At 69.7% G+C, this 23,157-nt stretch carries 16 protein-coding genes; 9 read left to right on the forward strand and 7 right to left on the reverse strand.

Annotated elements, in window-relative coordinates; genetic code table 11:
* From QQX04_RS08155 to QQX04_RS08185, 7 genes are all read left to right on the forward strand, one after another.
* Positions 1–1,515 carry a sugar ABC transporter ATP-binding protein gene (locus QQX04_RS08155; protein ID WP_301128023.1) on the forward strand — a complete coding sequence of 505 codons (1,515 nt, stop codon included), beginning with the start codon at positions 1–3 and terminating at the stop codon, positions 1,513–1,515.
* A gap of 3 nt (positions 1,516–1,518) precedes the next feature.
* Positions 1,519–2,589 carry a LacI family DNA-binding transcriptional regulator gene (locus QQX04_RS08160; RefSeq protein WP_301128024.1) on the forward strand — a complete coding sequence of 357 codons (1,071 nt, stop codon included), beginning with the start codon at positions 1,519–1,521 and terminating at the stop codon, positions 2,587–2,589.
* Positions 2,590–2,671: 82 nt separating this feature from the next.
* On the forward strand, positions 2,672–4,261 hold the full coding sequence (locus tag QQX04_RS08165; protein ID WP_301128026.1) for a dynamin family protein: 1,590 nt from the start codon (positions 2,672–2,674) through the stop codon (positions 4,259–4,261).
* On the forward strand, positions 4,258–5,571 hold the full coding sequence (locus QQX04_RS08170) for a GTPase (protein ID WP_301128028.1): 1,314 nt from the start codon (positions 4,258–4,260) through the stop codon (positions 5,569–5,571). Before QQX04_RS08165 ends, QQX04_RS08170 begins: the two co-directional genes overlap by 4 nt.
* 137 nt (positions 5,572–5,708) lie before the next feature.
* The gene (locus tag QQX04_RS08175) at positions 5,709–6,260 is read left to right on the forward strand and encodes a single-stranded DNA-binding protein (protein ID WP_301128030.1); all 552 of its coding nucleotides are present in this window, start codon (positions 5,709–5,711) and stop codon (positions 6,258–6,260) included.
* 128 nt (positions 6,261–6,388) lie between these two features.
* Positions 6,389–8,071 carry an energy-dependent translational throttle protein EttA gene (gene ettA, locus QQX04_RS08180; RefSeq protein ID WP_301128037.1) on the forward strand — a complete coding sequence of 561 codons (1,683 nt, stop codon included), beginning with the start codon at positions 6,389–6,391 and terminating at the stop codon, positions 8,069–8,071.
* Positions 8,072–8,497: 426 nt separating this feature from the next.
* Positions 8,498–8,797, forward strand: coding sequence for a hypothetical protein (locus tag QQX04_RS08185; protein ID WP_301128039.1), 300 nt, complete (start codon positions 8,498–8,500; stop codon positions 8,795–8,797).
* Between the two features lie 423 nt (positions 8,798–9,220).
* Here QQX04_RS08185 and QQX04_RS08190 read toward each other — a convergent pair whose 3' ends face one another.
* The 6 genes from QQX04_RS08190 to QQX04_RS08215 form a co-directional block, all read right to left on the reverse strand.
* Complete coding sequence (locus QQX04_RS08190) at positions 9,221–10,132, reverse strand: glycine betaine ABC transporter substrate-binding protein (RefSeq protein ID WP_301128041.1); 912 nt, start codon at positions 10,130–10,132, stop codon at positions 9,221–9,223.
* Positions 10,133–10,283: 151 nt separating this feature from the next.
* Entirely contained in the window at positions 10,284–11,237 is a 954-nt protein-coding gene (locus QQX04_RS08195; protein WP_301128043.1) for an ABC transporter permease, read from the reverse strand.
* Positions 11,237–12,532 carry a quaternary amine ABC transporter ATP-binding protein gene (locus tag QQX04_RS08200; protein ID WP_301128045.1) on the reverse strand — a complete coding sequence of 432 codons (1,296 nt, stop codon included), beginning with the start codon at positions 12,530–12,532 and terminating at the stop codon, positions 11,237–11,239. The genes QQX04_RS08195 and QQX04_RS08200 overlap by 1 nt, the downstream gene beginning before the upstream one ends.
* Positions 12,533–12,898: 366 nt before the next feature.
* Positions 12,899–13,771 carry an acyl-CoA thioesterase gene (locus QQX04_RS08205; RefSeq protein ID WP_301128046.1) on the reverse strand — a complete coding sequence of 291 codons (873 nt, stop codon included), beginning with the start codon at positions 13,769–13,771 and terminating at the stop codon, positions 12,899–12,901.
* A 63-nt stretch (positions 13,772–13,834) separates the two neighbouring features.
* A complete protein-coding gene (locus QQX04_RS08210) occupies positions 13,835–14,257 on the reverse strand; it encodes a globin (protein ID WP_301128228.1) in 423 nt (140 codons plus the stop codon).
* Positions 14,258–14,283: 26 nt separating this feature from the next.
* Complete coding sequence (locus tag QQX04_RS08215) at positions 14,284–15,438, reverse strand: mechanosensitive ion channel family protein (protein ID WP_301128048.1); 1,155 nt, start codon at positions 15,436–15,438, stop codon at positions 14,284–14,286.
* Between the two features lie 112 nt (positions 15,439–15,550).
* Here QQX04_RS08215 and malQ point away from each other — a divergent pair, with 112 nt between their 5' ends.
* Positions 15,551–17,698, forward strand: a complete 2,148-nt coding sequence (malQ, locus tag QQX04_RS08220; RefSeq protein ID WP_436968471.1) for a 4-alpha-glucanotransferase — start codon at positions 15,551–15,553, stop codon at positions 17,696–17,698.
* A 228-nt stretch (positions 17,699–17,926) separates the two neighbouring features.
* Here malQ and pepN read toward each other — a convergent pair whose 3' ends face one another.
* Positions 17,927–20,509: an aminopeptidase N gene (pepN, locus tag QQX04_RS08225; RefSeq protein ID WP_301128052.1), complete on the reverse strand. Its 2,583-nt coding sequence runs from the start codon at positions 20,507–20,509 to the stop codon at positions 17,927–17,929.
* A 316-nt stretch (positions 20,510–20,825) separates the two neighbouring features.
* On the opposite strand from pepN, the gene QQX04_RS08230 reads away from it, so the two are divergent.
* On the forward strand, positions 20,826–23,012 hold the full coding sequence (locus QQX04_RS08230; RefSeq protein ID WP_301128054.1) for a hypothetical protein: 2,187 nt from the start codon (positions 20,826–20,828) through the stop codon (positions 23,010–23,012).
* Positions 23,013–23,157: the final 145 nt, after the last annotated feature.

Raw genomic sequence — 23,157 nt, forward strand, 5'->3', positions numbered from 1 at the left:
GTGGACCAGGCTTCTCCGCTTCTCCAGGTGACCGGCGCAACGGTGCGCTTCGGCGCCGACGCCGTGCTGCGTCGGGTGGACCTGAACCTGTACCCCGGCGAGGTGCACTCGCTCATGGGGGAGAACGGTGCGGGCAAGTCGACGCTCGTGAAGGCGATCACTGGAGCCGTCCCCTGGACTGAGGGACGGATGACGCTCGCGGGGCGGGACGTCCAGATCGCGAGCACCGAGCATGCGATCGGGCTCGGCATCTCGACCGTCTACCAGGAGATCGACCTGCTGCCCAACCTCTCGATCGCGGAGAACGTCTGCCTGGGGCGCGAGCCACGACGGCTCGGCGTGATCGACCGTGCGGCGATGAGGCGGCGCGCCCGCGAGGTCCTCGAGGGCCTCGGGCTCGAGGTCGACACGTCCGCGCTGCTCGGCAGCCAGTCCGTCGCGGTGCAGCAGCTCGTCGCGATCGCTCGCGCCATCTCCACCGACTGCCGCGTCCTGATCCTCGACGAGCCGACCTCGAGCCTCGACCTGGACGAGGTCGCCGAGCTGTTCCGCATCATCCGCGAGCTCAAGGCCCGCGGCGTCGCGATCCTCTTCATCTCCCACTTCCTGGACCAGGTGTACGAGATCTGCGACCGCATCACCGTGCTGAGGGACGGAGAGCTCGTGGGGGAGTACCTCACCGACGAGCTCCTGCGCGTGGACCTCGTCCAGAAGATGCTCGGCCACGAAGGTGCGCCGCTGCGCGCTCGCGACCGGGAGACCCCCGAGCGGGCGTCGGGGGAGGCCCTGGTGAGCGGTCGAGGCATCTCCGCCGGCGGGGTGGTGGAGGCAGACGTCGACCTGGGCGCGGGCGAGGTGCTCGGCGTCGCCGGGCTGCTCGGCTCCGGCCGCACCTCGCTCGCCCGCGCGCTCACCGGCGTGACGAGGCTCGACTCCGGGATCATCAGGATCGAGGGCGAGACCACCGACCTCGAGTCGCCCCGCACCGCCATGTCGCTTGGCGTCGTCTACTCCTCGGAGAACCGCCGCCGCGACGGCATCGTCGCCGAGATGTCCGTCCTGGACAACATCACGCTCGGCCTACAGGCGGAGCGCGGCATCATCCGTCGCCTCCCACCCGCCCACAGGCGCGAGCTCGCGATGAGCTGGGTGGACGCGCTCGACATCCGACCCGCCGACGTGGACAGGCCCGCAGGCACGCTCTCAGGCGGCAACCAGCAGAAGGTGCTGCTCGCCCGCCTGCTCGCACTCGCCCCGCGTGTGCTCGTGCTCGACGAGCCGACCCGCGGCATCGACGTGGGCACCAAGGTCGAGATCCAGAACCTCGTCGGCGAGATGGCGCTCAACGGAGTGTCCGTCGTGTTCATCTCCGCCGAGCTCGAGGAGGTGCTGAGCGTCGGCGACCGTGTGGTCGTCCTGCGGGATGGCAGGATCGTGGACACCGTCGACGCATCCTCCCTCACGACCGACGGCCTGCTCGCGCTCGTGGCGCGACCCGACGAGAGCGAGGTCTGACCGGTGGCTGAGGACGAGGGCACGCGCGCCGCGACGATCTTCGACGTCGCGCGCCTCGCCGGAGTGTCCCACCAGACGGTCTCCCGCGTCCTCAACGGGCTCCCGAACGTGCGGCCTGCGACCGAGCAGCGCGTGCGTGAGGCCATCGCCCAGCTCCACTACAGCCCGTCACCGGCGGCACGCGCGCTCGTGACCCGCCGCACTCGCACGATCGGGCTCATCACGCCCAACAACGTGGATCACGGGCCCGCGTCGATCGCGATGCACGTCAACATCGCCGCGCGCGAGGCCCGCTACAGCGTCGACGCGGTCAGCACGGCGGGTGCCGACGCGTCGGCCGTCCGCGCCAGCATCGAAGCCCTGCTGCGGCAGCGGGTCGACGCCGTGGTCGTGGTCGTCGCGGACGTCCCCGCGCTCGAGGTGGTCTCCGCGATCGATGTGTCCGTCCCCGTCGTCGCCTCCGCCTCGGTGCCCCGACCCGGCCCTCGGATCGTGTCCATCGACCAGTACCGGGGCGCCCGCGCCGCCGTCGCCCACCTTGCCGAGCAGGGCCACACGCGCATCCTCCACGTCGCAGGCCCTGCGGGCGCGCCCGACGCGAACGAGCGCGTGCGCGGATGGCGCGACGAGCTCGCAGCCCGACGCCTCGAGATCATCGAGCCCGAGCACGGCGACTGGACCGCTGCCAGCGGCTTCGGCATCGGCGGCACGCTCGACCTGCCTCACGGGAGCGCCGTCTTCGTGTCCAACGACCAGATGGCGATCGGCCTCATGTCAGCCCTGCGTCAGCGCGGGCTCCACGTGCCCGAGGACGTCAGCATCGTCGGCTTCGACGACATCCCCGAGGCCGGCTACCTCTTCCCGCCGCTCACCACCGTCCGCCAGGATTTCGCCGCGCTCGGACGCGCGATCGTGCAGAAGGTGCTCGTCGCTCTCGACGCCGACGGTGAGGAGACCATCGACACGCCCCTGCCCGCCCAGCTCGTCGTACGAGAGTCCACGCGGCCCGTCGGCCCCGCGGACGACGCGGCGACCCCCACGTCGGACGCCTCCACCGGGGCCCCACGGGCCTGACGCCGCCCCGGCAGTGCGGCAGGGCGTCCGCCCTCTGGACGGGTAGCCTGGGACCTATGGCGTTTGTGCGGGGATACCAGGCATGAGCATCCGGCCCATCAAGACATGGTCATACCCGGGTGCGCTGCTCGATGCGCTCGTCGACACCCGCAAGGTGGTGGCGACGACTCAGCTGCCCCTGCCCACAGGTCATCAGGACGAGTCCGCGGAGCTCATGGAGCACATGCTGGACCAGCTCGACCACCACCTGATCCCGCGTGTGCGCGAGGAGGCCTCGCCCGCGATCGTCGTCGTCGCAGGGTCCACAGGCGCAGGCAAGTCCACGGTCGTCAACGCGCTCATCGGCGAGGAGCTCACCCCCTCCGGCGTGCTGCGCCCCACCACCAAGCAGCCCCATCTCTTCCACCACCCGCTCGACACCCAGCTGCTGAGCGAGGTCGAGCAGAAGGCCAAGGTCATGGCCACCGAGGAGGTGCCGCGCGGGCTCGCGCTCGTGGACAGCCCCGACCTCGACTCCGTGTCCGGCGAGAACCGCGAGATCGCGCACGAGCTGCTCGAGACCGCCGACCTGTGGCTGTTCGTCACCACCGCCGCGCGCTACGGCGACGCCGTCCCGTGGGAGGCGCTCCGCGCCGGCGCCGAACGAGGTGCGTCGATCGCCATCGTCCTCAACCGCGTCACCGTCGACGTCGCCGCCCACGTGCGCCGCGACCTCGTCGAACGTCTCCAGGACGAGGGTCTTGAAGGCCTGCCCCTGTTTGTCATCCCCGAGGACCCCGAAGGCCGCGGCAACGTGCCGCGAGACATCGTCGGCGGCCTCGCCCGCTGGCTCGAATCCGTCGCCTCCGCGTCCGCCGAGGCGATCGTGGAACGCACCCTCCACGGCGCCGCCGAATCCCTCAAGGAATGGCTCGAGCGGCTCGCCGAGATCATGGACGACCAGGCCGCCGCCGCCAAGGAGGTCCGCTCCGAGGTCCGCCGCTGCGCCGCCCAGGCCGACAACAAGGGCGGCGAGACCTGGTACCTCGACATCCCCACGTCGTCCCTCGCCTCCCGCTGGGAGCAGGCCGCAAGCGAAGGCGGCGAGCTGTTCCGGCTCCGCCGCTCCATGTGGACCAAGCGACGGATCGCCCGCGAGAAGCGCGACGACGTCCTGCAGACCATGCGACGCGAGATCACCGAGGCCGTCGAGGCCTTCCTCGTGCTCGCCGCGTCCGACGCGTCCGACGCGATGATCACCGCCCTCACCGACGTGGGCGAGGGGCCCGGACCCTGGCTCGCCTCCCAGCGCGACCCACGCGAGGCCCGCGCCATCCGCGAACGGCACGCTGCCGACGCGACGCGCGCCTGGCTCGACCGTGTCGACGAGCTCGCAGACACCCTCCCCGGAGCCCAGCGCGCACGCGACCTCATCGGCGCGCAAGGGCTCTCCACCGCGCTCGCCTCCGCGGCGCTCGGCGTCGAGGCCGCCCGCACCTTCCTCACCGTCGCCACCTCCGGGTCCATCAACGAGCAGTCCGAGACGGCCCGCACCGAGCTCACTGCCGCACGGAAGTACGTCATCAACAAGGAGGCGCTCGACATGATGAAGCCCACCGACGTGACGTCCCTCCTGCCCGAGGCCTCCGCCCGCGTGCGCCTGCGCCGCGCCGAGCTCAGGGGACTCCTGTGAGCCCCACCTTCCAGGAGGTTCCGCCCCGGAACCAGACCACCGCGCTCCAGGAGCGGGTCGACCGCCTGCGCGCCTCCATGGAGTGGGCAGCCGACGCGATGCCCCGTGACGTGCGCGACGAGGTCCGCGAGACCATCGGCCGCTGCGACGAGCGGCTCGAGCTCGGCGTCGACTGGACCATCGTGGCTCTCGCAGGCGGCACCGGCTCCGGCAAGTCCACGCTGTTCAACGCGCTCACCGGGTCCGAGTTCGCCGTCCCCGGCGTCACCAGGCCCACCACCTCGCACGCGTCAGCCGCCGTCTACTCCGACGGCGCAGGCGCCCTGCTCGACTGGCTCGGAGTGCGCGAGGAGCACAGGTACCACGTGCCCAACCCGCCGCCCGAGCTCGCCGGGCTCGTGCTGCTCGACCTGCCCGACCACGACTCCATCAACGGCGCCAACCGCGAGGTCGTGGACCGCGTCGTCCCCCTCGCCGACCTCCTCATCTGGGTGGTCGACCCGCAGAAGTACGCAGACCACGCGCTCCACTCCGCCTACCTCCAGGTCGCGTCCGTCCACGGCCAGCCCTCGCTCGTCACGCTCAACCAGACCGACAGGCTCGCCGAGGGCGACGACTGGAAGATCGTCGAGGACCTCCAGCGGCTCATCGGCGAGGAGGGCCTGCTCGAGGTGCCCGTCATCCCGATCAGCGCCCGCACCGGCCGCGGCATCGACGGTCTCAAGGCCGAGCTCGAGGGCGCCGTCGAGTCGGGATCCATCGCCGCCGAGGCAGTGCGCGCCGACCTGGTCGCGTCCGGCAAGGCGCTTGCGCGTGCGCTCGCGAAGGACGCCGAGCCGACCCTGCCCGACAAGACCGAGATCATCGACGCGCTCGCACGGCTCGCCGGGGTCGACGCGCGCGCCCGCGCCGCAGGTGCCGTCGCCGCCGGACGCGCCAGCCAGGTGCCCGAGCTGACGCCGCTCGGACTCGCCTCCGTCGAGAGGGAGCGGCTCGACTGGATCGACGCCGCCACCGACGGGCTCCCGCTCACCTGGAGGCATGTCCTCGCCGACACAGTCGCCAGCGGCGAGGAGCTCGCCGAGGCGCTCAACCGCGAGCTCGCCGCCGCCGAATGGCCCGACGTGGAACGCCCCTCAGGATGGAAGGCCCGCATGGCCAGGCCCGTGCGTGCCGCGGCCGCCTCCAAGGCCGTCACCGCCGTCGGGCACGACGCAGTGGGACGCGTGGTGCGGTCCGCGCTCGTCGAGCCGACCGTCCGGATCCACCTCGCCTACCGCAACCTCGACGAGCTGACGCAGCTCGACTGAGGCGCCTCACCCGCGGCGTCCCCAGGCCGCGTGTCGCGCCGCGTCCTCCACCGGTCGCCAGGCGGCCGGGCACGCCACCCCTCCACCCGCCGACCCTGGTGCGCAGGCCGCACCGTGCGGCCCCGAAGGAGGACCGCATGAACGACCTGACAGTCACCGTTACCGGATGGGTGGCCACCGAACCGAAGATCCACGTAGGCCCCAGCGGCGGCAGGATGTGCGCCTTCCGTGTCGCCTCGACCCCGCGCCGCTTCGACCGCAACGCAGGCGCATGGATCGACGGAGACACCGAGTGGTTCAGCGTGCGCGTGTTCCGCGGCGGAGCCATGACCGCCCACGAGTCCATCAAGAAGGGCCAGCCCGTCTTGGTCACCGGCCGTCTTCGCACCCACAGCTGGGAGGCCGCCGACGGACCCCGAACCGACCTGCAGCTCGACGCCACCGCGCTCGGTCACGACCTGACGCGCGGTATGGCGTCGTTCACCCGAGCCATCGGTGACGCGACCCTGGGGTCAGAGGCGGACGGGAACGGTCCGTCGGCCGGCTCCCACTCCCGGGACGACGACGCCGCCGACGGCGCCGACGGTGCCGAGCCCGCGCAGGATGACGACGCGGCGCTCGACGCCTCCGACCCGTGGGAGAGCGACCCCGCCGAACCCGTCGAGCCAGAGCTCGCCGACGCCCGCTGAGGCGCGATCCAGGGGCGACCCGCTGGCGGCGGCCCTGCGCGGCTCGGACGAACCGCGCACCCCGCGTAGGCTAGGGGCGTCGACAGCGGGTCCCTCGCGGCCCGAAACCCACAAGTCTCGGAGCATCAGTGGCTGAGTTCATCTACACCATGCAGAAGGCGCGCAAGGCGCACGGCGACAAGGTCATCCTCGACGACGTCACCATGGCCTTCTACCCGGGCGCCAAGATCGGTGTCGTCGGGCCCAACGGCGCCGGTAAGTCCACGATCCTCAAGATCATGGCGGGCATCGAGCAGCCGTCCAACGGTGAGGCGCGCCTCACCCCCGGCTACAGCGTCGGAATCCTCCTCCAGGAGCCCCCGCTGAACGAGGAGAAGGACGTGCTCGGCAACGTGCGCGAGGGCATGGGCGCCATCTACGAGAAGCTCGAGCGGTTCAATGCGATCTCCGAGGAGATGGCCGACCCCGACGCCGACTACGACAAGCTGCTCGCGGAGATGGGCTCGCTCCAGGAGGACCTGGACAACGCCGACGCGTGGGACCTCGACTCCCAGATCGAGCAGGCCATGGACGCGCTCCAGTGCCCCCCGGGCGACGCAGATGTGAAGGTGCTCTCCGGTGGTGAGCGCCGCCGTGTCGCGCTCTGCAAGCTGCTGCTCGAGAAGCCCGACCTGCTGCTGCTCGACGAGCCCACCAACCACCTCGACGCCGAGTCCGTCCAGTGGCTTGAGCAGCACCTCGCCAAGTACCCCGGCGCCGTGCTCGCCGTGACCCACGACCGCTACTTCCTCGACCACGTCGCCGAGTGGATCTGTGAGGTCGACCGCGGCCGCCTCTACCCGTACGAGGGCAACTACTCGACGTACCTCGAGAAGAAGCAGGAGCGTCTCCAGGTCCAGGGCAAGAAGGACGCGAAGCTCGCCAAGCGACTCAAGGACGAGCTCGAGTGGGTGCGTCAGAACGCCAAGGGTCGCCAGACCAAGTCCAAGGCGCGACTCAACCGCTACGAGGAGATGGCTGCCGAGGCCGAGCGCACCAAGAAGCTCGACTTCGAGGAGATCCAGATCCCGCCGGGCCCCCGTCTGGGCAACATCGTTCTCGAGGCGAAGAACCTCGAGAAGGGCTTCGGCGACCGCAAGCTCATCGACGGCCTGTCGTTCACGCTGCCGCGCAACGGCATCGTCGGCGTCATCGGCCCCAACGGCGTCGGCAAGACCACGCTGTTCAAGACCATCGTGGGCCTCGAGCCGCTCGACGGCGGCGACCTCAAGGTCGGCGAGACCGTGCAGATCTCGTACGTCGACCAGTCGCGCGGCGGCATCGACCCCGACAAGTCGCTGTGGGAGGTCGTGTCCGACGGCCTCGATTACATCCAGGTCGGCAAGGTCGAGATGCCCTCGCGTGCGTACGTGAGCGCGTTCGGCTTCAAGGGTCCGGACCAGCAGAAGCCCGCGGGCGTGCTGTCCGGCGGTGAGCGCAACCGCCTCAACCTGGCGCTGACGCTCAAGGAGGGCGGCAACGTGCTCCTGCTTGACGAGCCGACCAACGACCTCGACGTCGAGACCCTCGGATCGCTCGAGAACGCGTTGCTCGAGTTCCCGGGCTGCGCCGTGGTCGTCTCCCACGACCGGTGGTTCCTGGACCGCGTGGCGACGCACATCCTCGCCTACGAGGGCACGGATGAGGACCCTGCCAACTGGTTCTGGTTCGAGGGCAACTTCGAGTCGTACGAGAAGAACAAGGTCGAGCGTCTCGGCGCGGATGCGGCTCGCCCGCACCGCGTGACGTACCGCAAGCTGACGCGCGACTGAGCGCCGGCGGCGACGCTGTCGCCGCCTTGTGACGGGAGCCCCCGGCCGTGGACGGCCGGGGGCTCCCGTGCGTTCCGGGTACATGCCAGTCGCGTTCCGGGTCGCTCACCGCCGCTTTGCGGCGAGTTCGCACCGTTGCGGGTCGCTCACCGCCGCTTCCGCCCCCGCCAGCCGTGTCGCAGGTCGCTCACCGCCGCTTTGCGGCGAGTTCGCACCGTTCCGGGTCACTCACCGCCGCTTCCGCCCCCGCCAGTCGCGTCGCGGGTCACTCACCGCCGCTTCCGCCCCCGCCAGTCGCGTCGCGGGTCACTCACCGCCGCTTCCGCCCCCGCCAGCCGTGTCGCGGGTCACTCACCGCCGCACGTGGGCGCGCAGGTGAGTGCTCCCGGAGGCACTTCCTCGTCGCGCTCGCAGTACGGTGATCGGATGAGCGGGAACGTAGCCTTCGCGTCGGTGCTTCACCACGTCGTCCCGTTGAGCGGCGGCACGATCGAGGACGCCTCCGACCCGGGGCTGCTCCCGGTCATCGCCGCGATCGCGATCGGTCTGCCGATGGTTGGCGTGCTCGTGTTCTTCTTCTGGGTCAAGATCCGCGATCGCGACGACCCCTCAGGTCCGGTGCTGCGTCCGAGCGTGAAGGACCTTGACGACGAGGAGTCTGACGGACTCGATGCCGGCGGTTCTGGGACGGATGAGCCGGGCGAGGGGAGCGGAGGCGCGCGCTGATCGGGGAGGCGGGCACTGAGCTACCCGCCAGATGCGCCCACGGTTCACGAGGGGCAGTCTTCCACCCCAAACTGAGGGTCCCGCGCGCATTGTTGCTTCAGGAGTGGCGGTGAGTGACCCGGAAGCGCGCGAACAGGCCGGAAAGCGACGGTGAGTGACCCCGAAGCGCGCGAAGCGGCCGGAAAGCGACGGTGAGCGACCCGCAACCGCGCCAACGGGCCCAGGAGTGGCGGTGGGTGACCCGGATCCGCGCCAACGGGCCCAGAAGCGACGGTGAGTGACCCGGATCCGCGCGAACAGGCCGAGAAGCGACGGTGAGTGACCCGGAACCGTGCGGCAGCCAGGTACCCGGACGCAACGAGGCCCCGGGGCGGATGCCCCGGGGCCTCGTGAGGTTCGACGCGTCAGCGTCGAGAGTGAGACTTACGCGGTGAGCGAGTCGACCCACTCCTGGTTGTCAGCGATGAACTCGGCGACGATCTCCGGGTACTCCGACTCGCCCGAGGCCGCGTTGAGGCGGTTCTCAAGGTCGTACAGGAGGTCCGACTCCATGGTGAAGCCGGCCATCCACTCGTTCACGTCCGCGAACTCGTCCGCGAAGCCGTTGCGCGAGTAGGTGTAGATCGACTCGGCGTCACCGAGGATGCCCTCGGGGTCCTCAAGGTTCTTGATGTCGTAGGCGCCGTAGGCCCAGTGCGGCTCCCACAGCGTCACGACGATGTTCTCGCCGTCCGCCATCGCGGAGTCGAGCTCGGCGAGCATGGCCGGGGTGGACGAGGTGATGAAGTCCATGCCCTCGAGGCCGTAGGTCGGGATGCCGTTCTCGACGGCCGCGGTGAGGCCCGCGCCCGGCTCGATGCCGACGATGCGGTTTTCGAACTCGTCCGCGTTGGCGGCGAGGTCGGCGAGCGAGTCGATCGGGGCGTCGGCGTTGACCGCGACGGTCAGGGCGGCGCTGTCGAACCAGGCGCCGACCTCGGTGATGTCGTCACCGAACTCCTCGAGGTACGAGGCGTGGGTGCCGGGCAGCCAGACGTCGGTCACCAGGTCGTAGTCGCCGTCGGCGAGCGCCTGGAAGGTGACGGCCGGGTCCGCGTACTCGAGGGTGACGTCGTAGCCCTTGTCCTCAAGGATGGCCTCCCACAGCAGCGACGAGGCAACCGACTCGTCCCAGCCGTTGAAGACGCCGAAGGTGATCTCACCGCCGGCCATGGCCTCGTCGGAGCCCGACGTGGCGGCAGCGGTGGTGTCCGTGTCCTCCGAGGAGGAGCAGCCGGCGAGCACGAGGCCCGCAGCAGCGGTGACGGCGAGAGGCGCGAACTTGCGCATCTTCATGATGAGTGTCCTTTCCCAACGAGGGGTGTCTCCCCACGTCGTGAGCACCGGTTCCGCCCATCGGTCGGGGCGGGGTGCGCGCGGCTCCCTCAGAAGCCGCGAGGTCTGTGTGGTGTTGTGTGTCAGATGGCGCACAGGGTGCGCCGGGGGATCAGCGTCCGGGCTGCCGGCGGTTGCCGGAGTTCTCGGCGAGGATCTGCTCGGTGGTCTTGCCCGAGTGGTCCTCGACCGGGTTGCCCTTCGGCGCGTAGCGCTCCTTGATCTTGCGGATCAGGTGCGTGCCGCGCTTCATGCCGAACGCGCCGGTGAAGCGGTCCAGGATGATCGCGAGGATCACGACGGAGATACCGGCCTCGGCACCGATCGCGATGTCGAGCGCGCTGACCGCACGGGCCACCTGGCCACCGAGTCCGCCCGCGCCGACCATTCCGGCGATGACGACCATCGACAGCGAGAGCATGATGACCTGGTTGACGCCGGCCATGATCGACGGCATCGCCAGCGGAACCTGGATCTGACGGAGGATGCGTCGCGGCGAGGCGCCGAACGCCTGGCCGGCCTCGACGACCTCCTTGTCCACGCCCTTGATGCCGAGCTCGGTGAGGCGGACGCCGGGCGCGATCGAGAACAGCACGGTCGCGAAGATGCCGGGGGCCACGCCGACGCCGAAGAAGGCGATCGCGGGGATCAGGTAGACGAATGCGGGCATCGTCTGCAGGAAGTCCATGATGGGCTTCACGATGTTGGAGACGTGCTTGTTGCGCGCGGCCCAGATGCCCAGCGGGATGCCGAGCAGGAGGGCGAGGAACGCGGCGACGATCACCAGGGACAGGGAGTCCATGGCGTTCTCCCACTGGTCCACGCCGATGATGAAGGTGAGGCCGAGTGCGGTGCCGACGGCGAACCTCCATCCGCGTGCGAGAAGTGCGAGCAGGGCGAGCACGACGATGACGGCGATCGCCGGCGGGGTGCTGAAGACGTAGCCGACGGCGTCGTAGAGCATGGTCCACAGGTCGCCGAGGAAGGTGAGGAGCCAGTCGAGGTTCGCCTCGACCCAGTCCACTGCAGTCTCAACCCATGCACCGAAGGGGATGCGGAAATCCATCACTGCACCTCCTTCGCGTCGATGGAACCTGAGTCGACGGCGGCCTCCAGGGCCTGGTCGACCACGTCGGTGGGCAGCGGGTCAGGCCGTGCGCCGGCCTGGATCGCGCCGTCGGCCTCGCCGCCGAGGGCGGAGAGGAGGGTCACGCGGGGGATGACGCCGACGAGGCGTCCGCGGTCGTCGGTGACGGCGAGCGGCAGCTGCGACTCGACGACGGGGATGAAGAGGTCGGCGAGCGAGGTGTCCTTGGACACGGCGCCGTGGTCCTCGCTGATGATGCTCTCGAGGCTCGTGACACCCTTGCGGACCAGGTCCAGCGCGGCGCGGTCGGTGATCCAGCCGACGAGCGTGCGGTCGCGCTTGGTCACGTAGATGGCGCTGAGCTGCTCGTCGCGCATGATCTTGAGCGCGGTGTGGGGGCCGGACGTCGGGTAGACCGACGCGCGCGGCTTGCGCATGACGGACTCGGCCGTGAGGACGCGGGTGCGGTCCACGTCGGCGACGAACTGCTCGACGTAGTCGTTCGCCGGGTCCGTGAGGATGTCCTCAGGGGTGCCGATCTGCACGATGCGGCCGTCGCGCATGACTGCGATGCGGTCGCCGAGGAACATGGCCTCGTTCAGGTCGTGCGTGATGAAGATGATGGTCTTGCCGAGCGAGGACTGGAGCTCGAGGAGCTGCTCCTGCATCTCGCGGCGGATCAGCGGGTCGAGCGCGGAGAACGCCTCGTCCATGAGGAGCACATCGGTGTCCGCGGCGAGCGCGCGGGCGAGGCCGACACGCTGCTGCATTCCGCCGGAGAGCTCGCTGGGAAGCTTCTCCTCCCAGCCGCCGAGGCCGACGATCTCGGTGACCTCGCGGGCCTTGGCCTCGCGGTCGGCCTTCGTCATGCCCTGGATCTCAAGACCGTAGGCGACGTTGTCGAGCACGGTGCGGTGGGGGAGCAGCGCGAAGTGCTGGAAGACCATCGACACGCGCTTGCGGCGGATGTCGCGGAGCTTCTTCGCCGGGATGTCGGTGATGGTGTCATCGCCGATCTCGACGGTGCCCGAGGTCACGTCGTGCAGGCCGTTGAGCATGCGGATCAGCGTCGACTTGCCAGAGCCGGACAGGCCCATGACGACGAAGATCTCGCCGCGCTTGACCTCGAAGGAGGCGTCGATCACGGCTGCGGTCGTGCCCGAGCCGAGCTCGGTGCGGTCGGTGCCGTTGCGCAGTCGCGACACGGCTTGGTCAGCATGCTTGCCGAAGACCTTGAACAGTCCCTCAGCTCGCAGGGCGATGCTGTCGTTCACAGATTCGTCCTCATATGTCCGCGCACGAAGACGCGGAGGAGTCTCCTCGCGGTCCGGGCACTCGCGTCTGGATCGGGACGCTGATGCGCCCGCACGATCCCGTGCGGCACTCGCCGGGTGGCGGCGCCGGACACGCAGTGCCATACGTCCCGAGACAGGGGAGTCTCGGCCCGCGGACCTGGGTTTCATTGACCCGTGGGAGCCCATCTCAGAGACAGGCCCACGCCACGGATCCTTAACGACCGTAGCAACCGAGAAGAAGGCGAATCAATTCCGTTACCAAGTTGTGACTGTTCCGAGGGGAGCGTGTGACCCGGGATATCGCCTGGTATATCGGGAGCAAAACCGGGTGTCACCCCTGGCAGGTCACATGCGGACCATGCCCTCCTGGGCGACGGTAGCGACGAGTCTTCCGTCCTCGGCGAAGACCCACGCGCCGGCGAGCCCGCGGCCTCCCTGGGCCGTCGGAGCGTCCTGGACGTAGAGCAGCCACTCGTCGGCACGGGCCGGACGGTGCCACCACATCGCGTGGTCGAGGCTCGCGAACGAGATGTCTCGGGTGGCCCACGACGCACCATGGCGGCGCAGGATCGGTTCGAGGATGATCTGGTCCGAGGCGAAGGCGAGCAGCGCGCGGTGGGTGAGGTCGGAGACGTCGACGGCGGTGCGGGCGCGCACCCAGGTGGACTGGTAGGCGCGGGGCTGCGAGTCGGGCTTGAGGAAGATCGGGCCCTCGACCTGGCGCACGTCGAAGGGTGCGCGCTCGAGCCAGAAGTCGGCTGTGGGGTGGCCGGCGAGGGGCCGGAAGAAGTCGACGCCGGACGGAAGGTCGCCGGGCGCGGGGACCTCGGGCATCGTGACCTGGTGCTCGGGGCCGTCCTGGTCCAGCTGGAACGACGCGATCATCGACAGGATCGGCACGCCCTCCTGGATCGCGTGGGTGCGTCGCGCGGAGAACGAGCGTCCGTCGCGCAGCACCTCCACCTCGAAGTCGATCGGCTTGGAGGCGTCGCCGGGGCGCAGGAAGTACCCGTGCATGGAGTGGACCGGGCGGTCCTCGTCGACGGTGAGGCCGGCGGCCATGATGGCCTGGCCGAGCACCTGGCCGCCGAAGACGCGGCCCCCAGGCATGGGCAGGGACTGTCCGGTGAAGCTGGTGTCGCCGTCGCGGTGCAGGTCCAGTGCGGCGAGACCGGAGGCGACCGCCGCCTCGGCCCACGTGTCGGTGGAGTGAGTCATGGGTCCGAGACTATCCGCAGGTGCCGAAGGTTTCCGGTCCGGCGAGCTTCAGCGCGGGGCGTCTCAGCCGCGCGGGGTCTCCTCGAACGTGTTCACCATCGAGTGGGCGGCGCGCTCGAGGTAGTCGAGCAGCGTCGCCGAGTGCAGGGGAGCGAGGTTCGCTTCCGAGACTGCGGCGCGCATGTGGAGCAGCCACCGGTCCCTCGCCTCGGGGTTCACGTGGAAGGGCTGGTGCCGCATGCGCAGCCGGGGGTGCCCGCGCTGCTCCGAGTAGGTGGTGGGTCCGCCCCAGTACTGCTCGAGGAACGCGGTGAGGCGCCAGACGGCGCCGTCCATGTCGTGCTCGGGGTACATGGGCGCGAGGATGTCGTCGTCCTTCACGCCCTCGTAGAACCTGCGGACGATCGCCTCGAACGTCTCATGGCCCCCGATGGCGTCGAAGAAGCTCTGACCCTCGGCCTGCGTCGGACCTGCGCCGACGGACATGCCGGGCGTCGGCGCGCCGCTCTCGCTCACTCGTCGCCCTCCGCGCCCTGGTCGCCGCGGACCACGGATCCGCCGCGCGTCGTCTCACCCTTGCCGGGGTGCGACGCGGGGTCGGCGTGCGTCTCGGCGGTGTGCTCGCGCAGCGTGTCGGGGGAGGGGCGGTCGAGCTTGAATCCCTGGTGCGGGAGCGCCATCTGGATGCCGCGGTCCGCGAACTCGCGACGGATCTCGCGGCGGAGCGCACGCATCACGTCCCACTGGGTGGCGGGCTGGACCTGGATCAGCAGGCGCAGCGTGACGGAGTCGTAGTCGAAGGATTCGATTCCGGGGACGTCCGGCTCGGAGAGGATCGACCCGTCGACCTGCTCGTCCTGGCTGCGGGCGGCCTCGACGGCGTCGAGCATGGCCTGGCGGGCCTCCTCGACGTCGCTGTCGTAGCCGATCTTGACCTCGAGCATCGCGCGGGACCAGAGGCGGGTCATGTTGCCGACGCGGGTGATGTTGCCGTTGGGGACGTACCACATGGTGCCGTCGATCGAGCGGAGTCGGACGGAGCGCAGCCCGATCTCCTCGACCACTCCGGAGGCCTCGCCCACGTCGATGATGTCGCCGACGCCGTACTGGTCCTCGACCAGCATGAAGACTCCCGCGATGAGGTCCTTCACGAGCGACTGCGCGCCGAAACCGAGCGCCACGCCGACGATTCCGGCGGAGGCGAGCAGGGGCGCGATGGAGATGCCGACCTCGCCGAGCACGATCAGCACCGTGGTCGTGATGATGAGGACCGCCCACGTGGAGTTCAGCACGAGTCGGATCGTCTTGGCCCGCTGCCTGCGCCGTTCGCGCTCGAGCCGGGAGTCGAGAGTGTCCTCGGCGACCGAGATGCGCGCCTTCTTGAGGGCGGCTCGTGCACGACGCTCGGTGACGGGGAGCCCGTCCTCGATCGACTGGGTCACGACCTTGATGACCCAGCGACCGATCGACCACAGGATGATCGCCACGAGGATGATCACGCCGATGAAGGCGAGCGGACCGAACCCGGACCCGAAGATGTCGTCGAAGTACTCGGACAGGCGATTCACCTGTCCGGAGCCGGGAAGGCTGGGGGAAGGGTTGGGAGTCGGGTCGACCGACGCTGCGGTCGCCGTCGAGGCAAGCGAGGACATTCCGGAGATCAGCACGGTTCTACAGTAGCGACGCCTCAGCGCGCGGCCGACTCGTGGGCCCCGACCAGGCATTCTGTGCGGCGCGTCGGGTGCGGCGACCTCCCCAGCGGGGACGTGCGGTGGCAGTATGGACGATGTGAGCGATTCCGGCGCCCCAGACCACGAGAGCCCTTCGCCGGCACTCCAGGACCTCGCGCGCGCCTGTGGCGTGGCACTCGAGTACACGGCGGCGTCGGGTGAGCACAAGACGTCGTCGGCGGCGGCGATCCGCAAGGTGCTTGCGGCCATGGGGGTGGACGGCTCCGACGACCATCGGTGCGCGGACGCGCTCAACCGGCTTGAGGATCTGCGCTGGGAGCGGCTGGTGCCGGCGATCACGGTGGTGCGTCAGGGCCAGGAGGCCGTGGTGCCGGTGCACGTCCCGCACGGCGAGCCGGCGTCGTCCTTCCTCACGCTCGAGTCGGGCGAGGTGCGAGAGCTCGAGCAGTTGGACATCTACCTTCCTCCGCGCTCGGTCGGCGAGCGGGAGATCGGTCGGGCGTCGTTCCGCGTGCCCGGCGACCTGCCGCTCGGCTGGCACCGTCTCGAGGGCAGGACCACGGGCATGAAGGGCAAGGGCTGGGTGGTCGTGACCCCTCAGCGCGTGGAGATCCCGCAGGAGGTGCGGGAGGCGCGGCCCTACGGCCTGCATACGCAGCTCTACTCGGTGCGGTCGTCGCGCTCGTGGGGACTGGGCGACTTCGCGGACCTGGGCGACCTGTGCGCCCTCGCGAAGGTGCGCGCTGGCGCGGACTTCGTGCTCGTGAACCCTCTGCACGCTGCCGAGCCCGTGCCGCCGATCTCGAACTCCCCGTACAGCCCGTCGTCCCGGCGCTATCTGAACCCCATGTACATCCGTGTGGAGGACATCCCGGAGGTCGCGTACCTGCCGAGTCAGCAGCGCGCGGTGCTCGAGTGGGAGTCGGAGCGGCCGCGTCGCGTCAACGGCACCGATGCGCTGCTCGACAGGGACAGCGCGTGGCGCGCGAAGAAGGCCGCCCTGGAGCACGTGTTCAAGGCGTCCCGCTCGGTGGGCCGCGATGCGCAGTTCGAGGCCTACTGCCTGCGTGAGGGGCGTGCGCTGGAGGACTTCGCCACGTGGTGCGCGCTCGCGGAGGCGCACAGGGGCGTGCCGTGGCCGGACGAGATGGCCAAGCCGCACTCGGCCGAGGTCTCGCAGTGGCGCGAGCAGCACCCGGATCGGGTGATGTTCTACGCGTGGCTCCAGTGGATCGCACAGGAGCAGCTCGCGAACGCCCAGGTCCGTGCGCGCGAGGCGGGCATGATGATCGGCGTCATGACGGATCTCGCCGTCGGCGTGCACCCTGAGGGCGCCGACTCGTGGGCGCTGCAGTCGGTGCTCGCGCGGGGCGTCGCGATCGGTGCCCCTCCGGACGCGTTCAACCAGATGGGCCAGAACTGGGCGTTGCCTCCGTGGAATCCGCGGGCGCTCGAGGCGTCTGCGTACATGCCGTTCCGCGACCTCGTGCGTGCGGCCGTGTCGAGCGCGGGTGCGCTGAGGATCGATCACGTGCTGGGCCTGTTCCGGCAGTGGTGGGTCCCGGATGGTCACCGTGCTGATGACGGCGCGTACGTGAACGTGGATCATGAGGCGCTGATCGGGATCGTCGCGCTCGAGGCGCAGCGTGCAGGTGCGATCGTCATCGGCGAGGACCTCGGCACTGTCGAGCCGTGGGTGATGGCGTATCTGAACGAGCGGGGCCTCCTGGGCACCGTGGTCCAGCGCTTCGAGTGGCGCGACGGTCACCCTCTGGCGCCGGAGGACTACAGGTCCGACGTGCTGGTCGCGGTGACGACCCATGACCACCCGCCCACCGCGTCGTACCTGGCGGGCACCGATCTGGACGTGCCGGAATCGCTGGGACTGATCGTCGGCGACGTCGAGGAGCAGCGCGAGCGGGGCCGTCGGGAGGTCGCCGACCTGACCCGCTATCTGGACGAGCGAGGGTGGCTGCCGATCGAGCACAGCGACGAGGACATCCTGGCGGGCATGCACACGCTCGTGCTGAACACGCCGGCGCTGCTCAGTGCGATCGCGGTGACGGACCTGGTGGGGGACATGCGTACGCAGAACCAGCCGGGCACGTTCACGGAGTACCCGAACTGGCAGATCCCGCTCACCGACTCGAACGGTGTGCCGGTGCTGCTGGACGACCTGTTCGAGCACCCGCGGGTGAGGCGGCTCGTGACGAAGCTGAAGACCGCGCGGGGCTGAACCGTCGGGCAGGGCCTCGCGAGCCTGCACGCACGGCCGCACGCGGTGTGACGCAGGTCACAGCGCACTGGCACCGCGTGCCGCTAGATTTCCCCTTGGGCAGCAAGCCGAGGTGCTTGGTGCGTCGGACGGAGCAACGGGGGTCGGCCGACGCACCTGGCCCTTGCGCTCAAGACCGGACCGGGCGGCCCCGTGGGGCCGCCCTTCGCCGTCTGTGCCAGCGGGCGCCTAGACGGACTGCGCGAGCAGCGCCCTTCTCATCTCGTCCAGGCTCTCGATGACCACCTTCCGCAGGACCGACGGGGCGTCGGGGTGGGCCTCGAGCCACGCCTCGACCTGAGCGTCCACCCCTTCCACGCGGCCGACGGTCGCGACAGGGAACACGTAGCGCGCGACGCGTGCGCCGACGAAGCCCTCGTTCTCGAGGTAGTAGTCGAGCAGTTCGTCGAGCAGCACGGGCGCGAGCTCGGTGAGCAGCGCCGGGTCGTTGACGCGGGCGAGCCCGAGCCCCACCTCGTACTGCGTGGCGTTGTTGAGCGCCGCGCCTTCGGGGTGCGCGAGCGCGTTCCACGCGGCGCGCTTGGCCTCGATCGTCGAGATCGCTGCCTTCGCTCCGGCGGCACGCCGTCGTCCTGCGGCCGTGTCATCCGTCGCGAGGTGTGCGTCGATCCCGGCCTCGTCGATCGCGCCCGCGGCAGCGAGCGACTGGACGAGGGCCCAGGACAGGTCGGTGTCGATGGTGAGGCCGTCGAGCGCCAGCTCACCCGAGAGCAGCGCCGAGAGGCGAGCCGCCTGGGCGTCGGTGCGCGCGACCTGCGCGTAGGCCTTGAGCAGCTGGAGCTGCAGGTCGGATGACGGCGCCGCCGAATCGACGGCGGTCCAGAGCCGTTCGGCCGCCTCGCGTCCCAGCTCCTGCGCCTGTGCGGGCGGGGCGTACCTCGTGAGCGCCGCCACGAGCGTGCGCGCGTGCGCCTCGGCCGCGGTGGAGTTCGCCATCACCGGCAGGGCGGTGAGCGCGGCGTCGATGTATCGCGCCGCGGGCAGCTGCCCGTCGCGGCACATGTGCCAGAGCGCATCGAGGACGAGCGCCTGCGGCTTCGCCTCCGTGAGGTCGGCGATGTGATCGGACGCCGTCCGGATGGTGCGCTCGGTCAGATGCAGCTTCGCGTACGTGCGATCGCCGTCGTTCGCGAGCAGAAGGTCCGGCAGTGGCCGGCCGGCTGCGGCCTCGACGGGAGCGGAGCCTTCCTCGACTGCGACCTCGGCATCCCAGAGGCGGGTGAAATGGCCATCGGCGTGGGCGTAGCCCGCGACCGAGAGACGGTGCGGGTGCGCCACGGGGAAGGCAGGGGCGGGGTCCTCGACGACCGCGAGCGAGCCGATCGTCCCGTCCGCCGCCTCGGTGAGCTCGGTGCGGAGGGTCGGCACGCCAGGAGTCTCGAGCCAGGCGTGCGCCCACGCGTCGAGGGAACGTCCTGCGGCGTTCTCCACCTCGGCGAGGAACTCGGCGAGGGTCGCGTTGCCGTACGCATACGTCGTCAGGTACGAGGCGACTCCTGTGAAGAACGCGTCCTCGCCCACGTAGGCCGCGAGCTGCTTGAGCGCGGAGGCGCCCTTGGCGTACGTGATCATGTCGAACGCGGAGACCGTCGCCTCCGTGTCGGGGACCTCGGTGACGATCGCGTGGGTGGTCGGCAGCTGGTCCTGGACGTACGCGACGGACTTGCGGTTCGCTCCGAAGGTGACCCACGAGTCCGTGAACTCGGTGACCTTCTCGGTGGCCCAGGTGCCCACGAACTCCGCGAACGACTCGTTGAGCCACAGGTCGTCCCACCAGCGCATGGTCACGAGGTTTCCGAACCACATGTGCGCGAGCTCGTGAAGGACGACGTTCTGGCGGGCCTCGCGCTCGGCGTCGGAGGGTCGGGAGCGGAAGAGCAGCCGGTCTTCCGAGATGGTCACCGCTCCCACGTTCTCCATGGCTCCGAGGTTGTACTCGGGCACGAACAGCTGGTCGTACTTCTCGTACGGGTACGGCGTGCCGAACATGCGCTCGTACAGCTCCAGGCCGGACTGGACGACGCCGAGCAGCTCGTCCGCGTCGAGGTGGTCGGCGAGCTGTGCGCGGCCGTAGACGCGCGCGGAGATCTCGCCCTTCTGGGAGGTCAGGGTGCCGCCGGCCGACGCGTAGGGGCCTGCCATCACCGCGGCGACGTAGCAGGGCAGGGGCACCGTCGGAGCGAAGGTCCACCGGTGGACCGCGGTGGTGCCGGTGGGGCAGACCTCGGTGGTGGCGCCGTCGACCACGACCGGCGTGGGCTCGGGTGAGTTGGAGACGACGACCCAGTGCGCGGGGGCGTCCACCGTGAAGGCGAAGGTGCCCTTGATGTCAGGCTGGTCGAAGCATGCGAAGGCGCTGCGGGCGTCGTTGGCGGCGAACTGCGTGTACAGGTAGGTCTCACCCGTCTCGGGGTCCACGAAGCGGTGGACGCCCTGGCCGTCGGTGCGGTACGGCATGAGGGCCTCGACGACCACGACGGTGCGGGACGACACCTGCGTCAGCGCGAGCCTGCCCTCGGAGACGACCGCGTTCAGGTCCTGCTCGGCGCCGTCGACCTCGACCCGCGTGACGGAGTCGGCCACCAGGTCGAGGAACGTCGACGTCTCGTCGGCGGCGTCGAACGTGAGCGTGGTCCGCGAGCCGAACGTGTCTCCCGGGAGCGTGAAGTCGAGCTCCACCGAGTAGGACGCGTGCGAGACGACCGTCGCGCGCTCTGCGGCTTCGATCTTGGTGAGGTTCAGTCCAGCCATGAGCGCAGTCTTCCACGCCGGGAGACGCGGGGGGACGGACTTTTGGACGGGTGGAGAAGAGGCGCCGGGTGTCGCGATCCAGGGAAGGCGCGTATGCCCCCCTGGGTGTGCGTGCTCACGGTCGCCTTGCAGGCTTCGTGGCACCGCGCGACACTGGAGGCGTCGCAGCAAGTGTGAGATATGTCACATAGACGTGGCGTACATCGGCGCGACGATTCGACACACCGTGAGGGCGGGTCGTCGAAGGGGAGAAGAGCGCCGGCAACCCCGCCGGGTGGGTCGATCGACAGCAGCGGCCCAGCTGAGGGGAACAACAATGAATACGACGATCCCGGCGAAGGGAAGGCTCGCGCTGCTCGCGGTCACCTCCCTCGTCGTCGCCACGCTCGTGGCACTGCCCGCGCATGCCGCGCTCCCGGGGAGCCTCCCGTGGAACGCCACCGATGGGCTCCCGAACATGACCGGCACGATGCTGGTCGTCTCCGACTCGTCAGGCAACTCGAAGGAGCTCGGCCCGATCAACGGCAACGCGTACAAGGTTGAGGCGATCCACAGGACCGCCGTGCCCGTGCTCGGCAAGACGAACCCCAACCCTGGCACCGACATGACCGAGGTGCGCATCGACACCGCCACCGTCGGTACCGACGTCTGGGGCTACTTCGCCTTCACCATCGAGAGCTTCAGCACCGGCCAGTCCGCATGGGAGTTCATGGAGAAGGCGGCCCCGCCCGAGTGCGACTACGACTCCATGACCGAGGCGGACCTGATCGCGGCCTGCAATCCCTGGCTCTATCGCCAGGCAGGCGACTTCTTCATCGTCGCCGACTACCAGGGCAACAGCGTCACGCTCGGCTACCGAGTCTGGATGGACAACGTGACCGGTGCCGCATCGGGAGGGGACGCCGACTACCTCGGCGACTTCACCCTGATTCCGGACACCGTCGGCGGCGGCAGGGCGAACGCCGAGACGGGCTACGTCGAGATGGCCGTGAACATCACTCAGGCGGTCTTCGGCGGCGCTCTGCGTTGCACGAGCATCGGCAACATCATCCCGAGCACGCTGACGGGCAACTCCGACAGCGCCGACTACAAGGATGTGGTGCTCGCCGATCTCACCGAGCAGACCACGATCGCGAACTGCGGCTCCGTCACGGTCTCCAAGGTGCTGGAGCCCTCCAGCGCCACCGGCTACGACGACAGCTTCGACTGGACCCTCGCCCGCACCGGGGGAGACGCCATCCGCTACCAGGCCGATGGCGGCGCGCTCAGCGCGACCGACACGCTCTACGGCGGAGACTCCTCGCCCACTGAGACGAAGCTCATCGCTGCGGCCAACTACACGCTAGGCGAGGTCATCGACCCTGGTGACGACGGCATCACGGCCTTCGAGCTGAAGAGCATCGTCTGCACCACCGAGGACGGCACCGATCACACGGTGACGGCCGGAGGCACCTTCCCTGTGAAGGTCGGGGAGACCACCAGCTGCGTCATCACGAACAAGGAGCGCAAGGGCACGCTGACGGTCTACAAGACGGTGACGAACGACAACGGCGGAACCAAGACCTACGCTGATTTCACCTTCTCGCTGACGGGCCCCAACGGCTTCGTGAAGCTCACCAACCAGGGGTTCAGCGAGGACACCGACACCGAGGCCGACGGAGTGTGGAGCCTGGCCGTGATGCCGGGCACCTACACGGCGACCGAGGATGACGTGGCCGGCTACACCGAGGACGACTCCGACTGCGCGTCTGTGGACGTGCCGGCAGGCGGGTCTGCGTCCTGCACGATCGCCAACGATGACGACCCGTCCACGATCGTCGTCACCAAGACGGTCGACAACGGCGCCGGTGGCGTGCTTGAGGCGGATGACTTCTCGGTGACGCTGACCGGTCCGACGACCGGGCTGCCGTCGAGCAAGTCCTTCGTCAACGACGAGGGCAAGACCTTGGAAGGGCGCACCTCGTTCGGTGGCCTCTCGGCAGGGTCGGGATACTCGATCACGGAGGACGCCTACGGAGGCGATGTCACGTACACGGTGACGTACGGCGGCGACTGCAACGCGGACGGCACGCTCAAGGCGGATCTGGGGCTCGGACAGACCAGGACATGCACCGTGCTCAACGTGGCGCAGAAGGCCAGCCCTGACTTCACGACGGTCCAGGACTGGGTGCTGCATGACACGGCGACGTTCACCGGCATCCGCGCGGGCGCACCGAGCGCTGGCGACGTGGAGGTCACCTTCGGCCTCTACACCGATGCGCAGTGCAGCGTCCCCGTCACGGGCGGCGAGGGCTTCTCCCACGAGGAGTCGGTCGCTCTCTCCGGCGGCATCGCCTCCACCGTCGACGGCATCGCGGTCGACGAGCCGGGCACGTACTACTGGAAGGTCCAGTACCCGGGCGACGAGTTCAACAACCCGCAGTCGTACTGCGGCGACGAGGTCACGGAGATCCTCGCGCTGGATGAGGACCACGACACGTGGCCCGCTGCGGGAACGGAGTGAGGAGAGGAGCCTCCTGACGCGCGGCGCCCGCCGAGAGGATGATCATGCGGACTCATGATCATCCCCGGTGGGAGCCGTGAGCAGACGAGGGGCCGGGATCGTGCGATCCCGGCCCCTCGTGGCGCGTCCGCGGACGCGGGTGATG

It is taken from the genome of Demequina zhanjiangensis (assembly GCF_030418315.1).
In the GTDB taxonomy this organism is placed as follows: domain Bacteria; phylum Actinomycetota; class Actinomycetes; order Actinomycetales; family Demequinaceae; genus Demequina; species Demequina zhanjiangensis.

What these genes read in the sequence shown, in the direction of transcription:
- malQ (WP_436968471.1), top strand. Translation starts at nt 15,551, where the DNA reads ATGGACGATGTGAGCGATTCCGGCGCCCCAGACCACGAGAGCCCTTCG.
- QQX04_RS08205 (WP_301128046.1), bottom strand. Translation starts at nt 13,771, where the DNA reads ATGACTCACTCCACCGACACGTGGGCCGAGGCGGCGGTCGCCTCCGGT.
- QQX04_RS08185 (WP_301128039.1), top strand. Translation starts at nt 8,498, where the DNA reads ATGAGCGGGAACGTAGCCTTCGCGTCGGTGCTTCACCACGTCGTCCCG.
- QQX04_RS08165 (WP_301128026.1), top strand. Translation starts at nt 2,672, where the DNA reads ATGAGCATCCGGCCCATCAAGACATGGTCATACCCGGGTGCGCTGCTC.
- QQX04_RS08195 (WP_301128043.1), bottom strand. Translation starts at nt 11,237, where the DNA reads ATGGATTTCCGCATCCCCTTCGGTGCATGGGTTGAGACTGCAGTGGAC.
- QQX04_RS08175 (WP_301128030.1), top strand. Translation starts at nt 5,709, where the DNA reads ATGAACGACCTGACAGTCACCGTTACCGGATGGGTGGCCACCGAACCG.
- QQX04_RS08190 (WP_301128041.1), bottom strand. Translation starts at nt 10,132, where the DNA reads ATGAAGATGCGCAAGTTCGCGCCTCTCGCCGTCACCGCTGCTGCGGGC.
- QQX04_RS08230 (WP_301128054.1), top strand. Translation starts at nt 20,826, where the DNA reads ATGAATACGACGATCCCGGCGAAGGGAAGGCTCGCGCTGCTCGCGGTC.
- pepN (WP_301128052.1), bottom strand. Translation starts at nt 20,509, where the DNA reads ATGGCTGGACTGAACCTCACCAAGATCGAAGCCGCAGAGCGCGCGACG.
- QQX04_RS08210 (WP_301128228.1), bottom strand. Translation starts at nt 14,257, where the DNA reads ATGTCCGTCGGCGCAGGTCCGACGCAGGCCGAGGGTCAGAGCTTCTTC.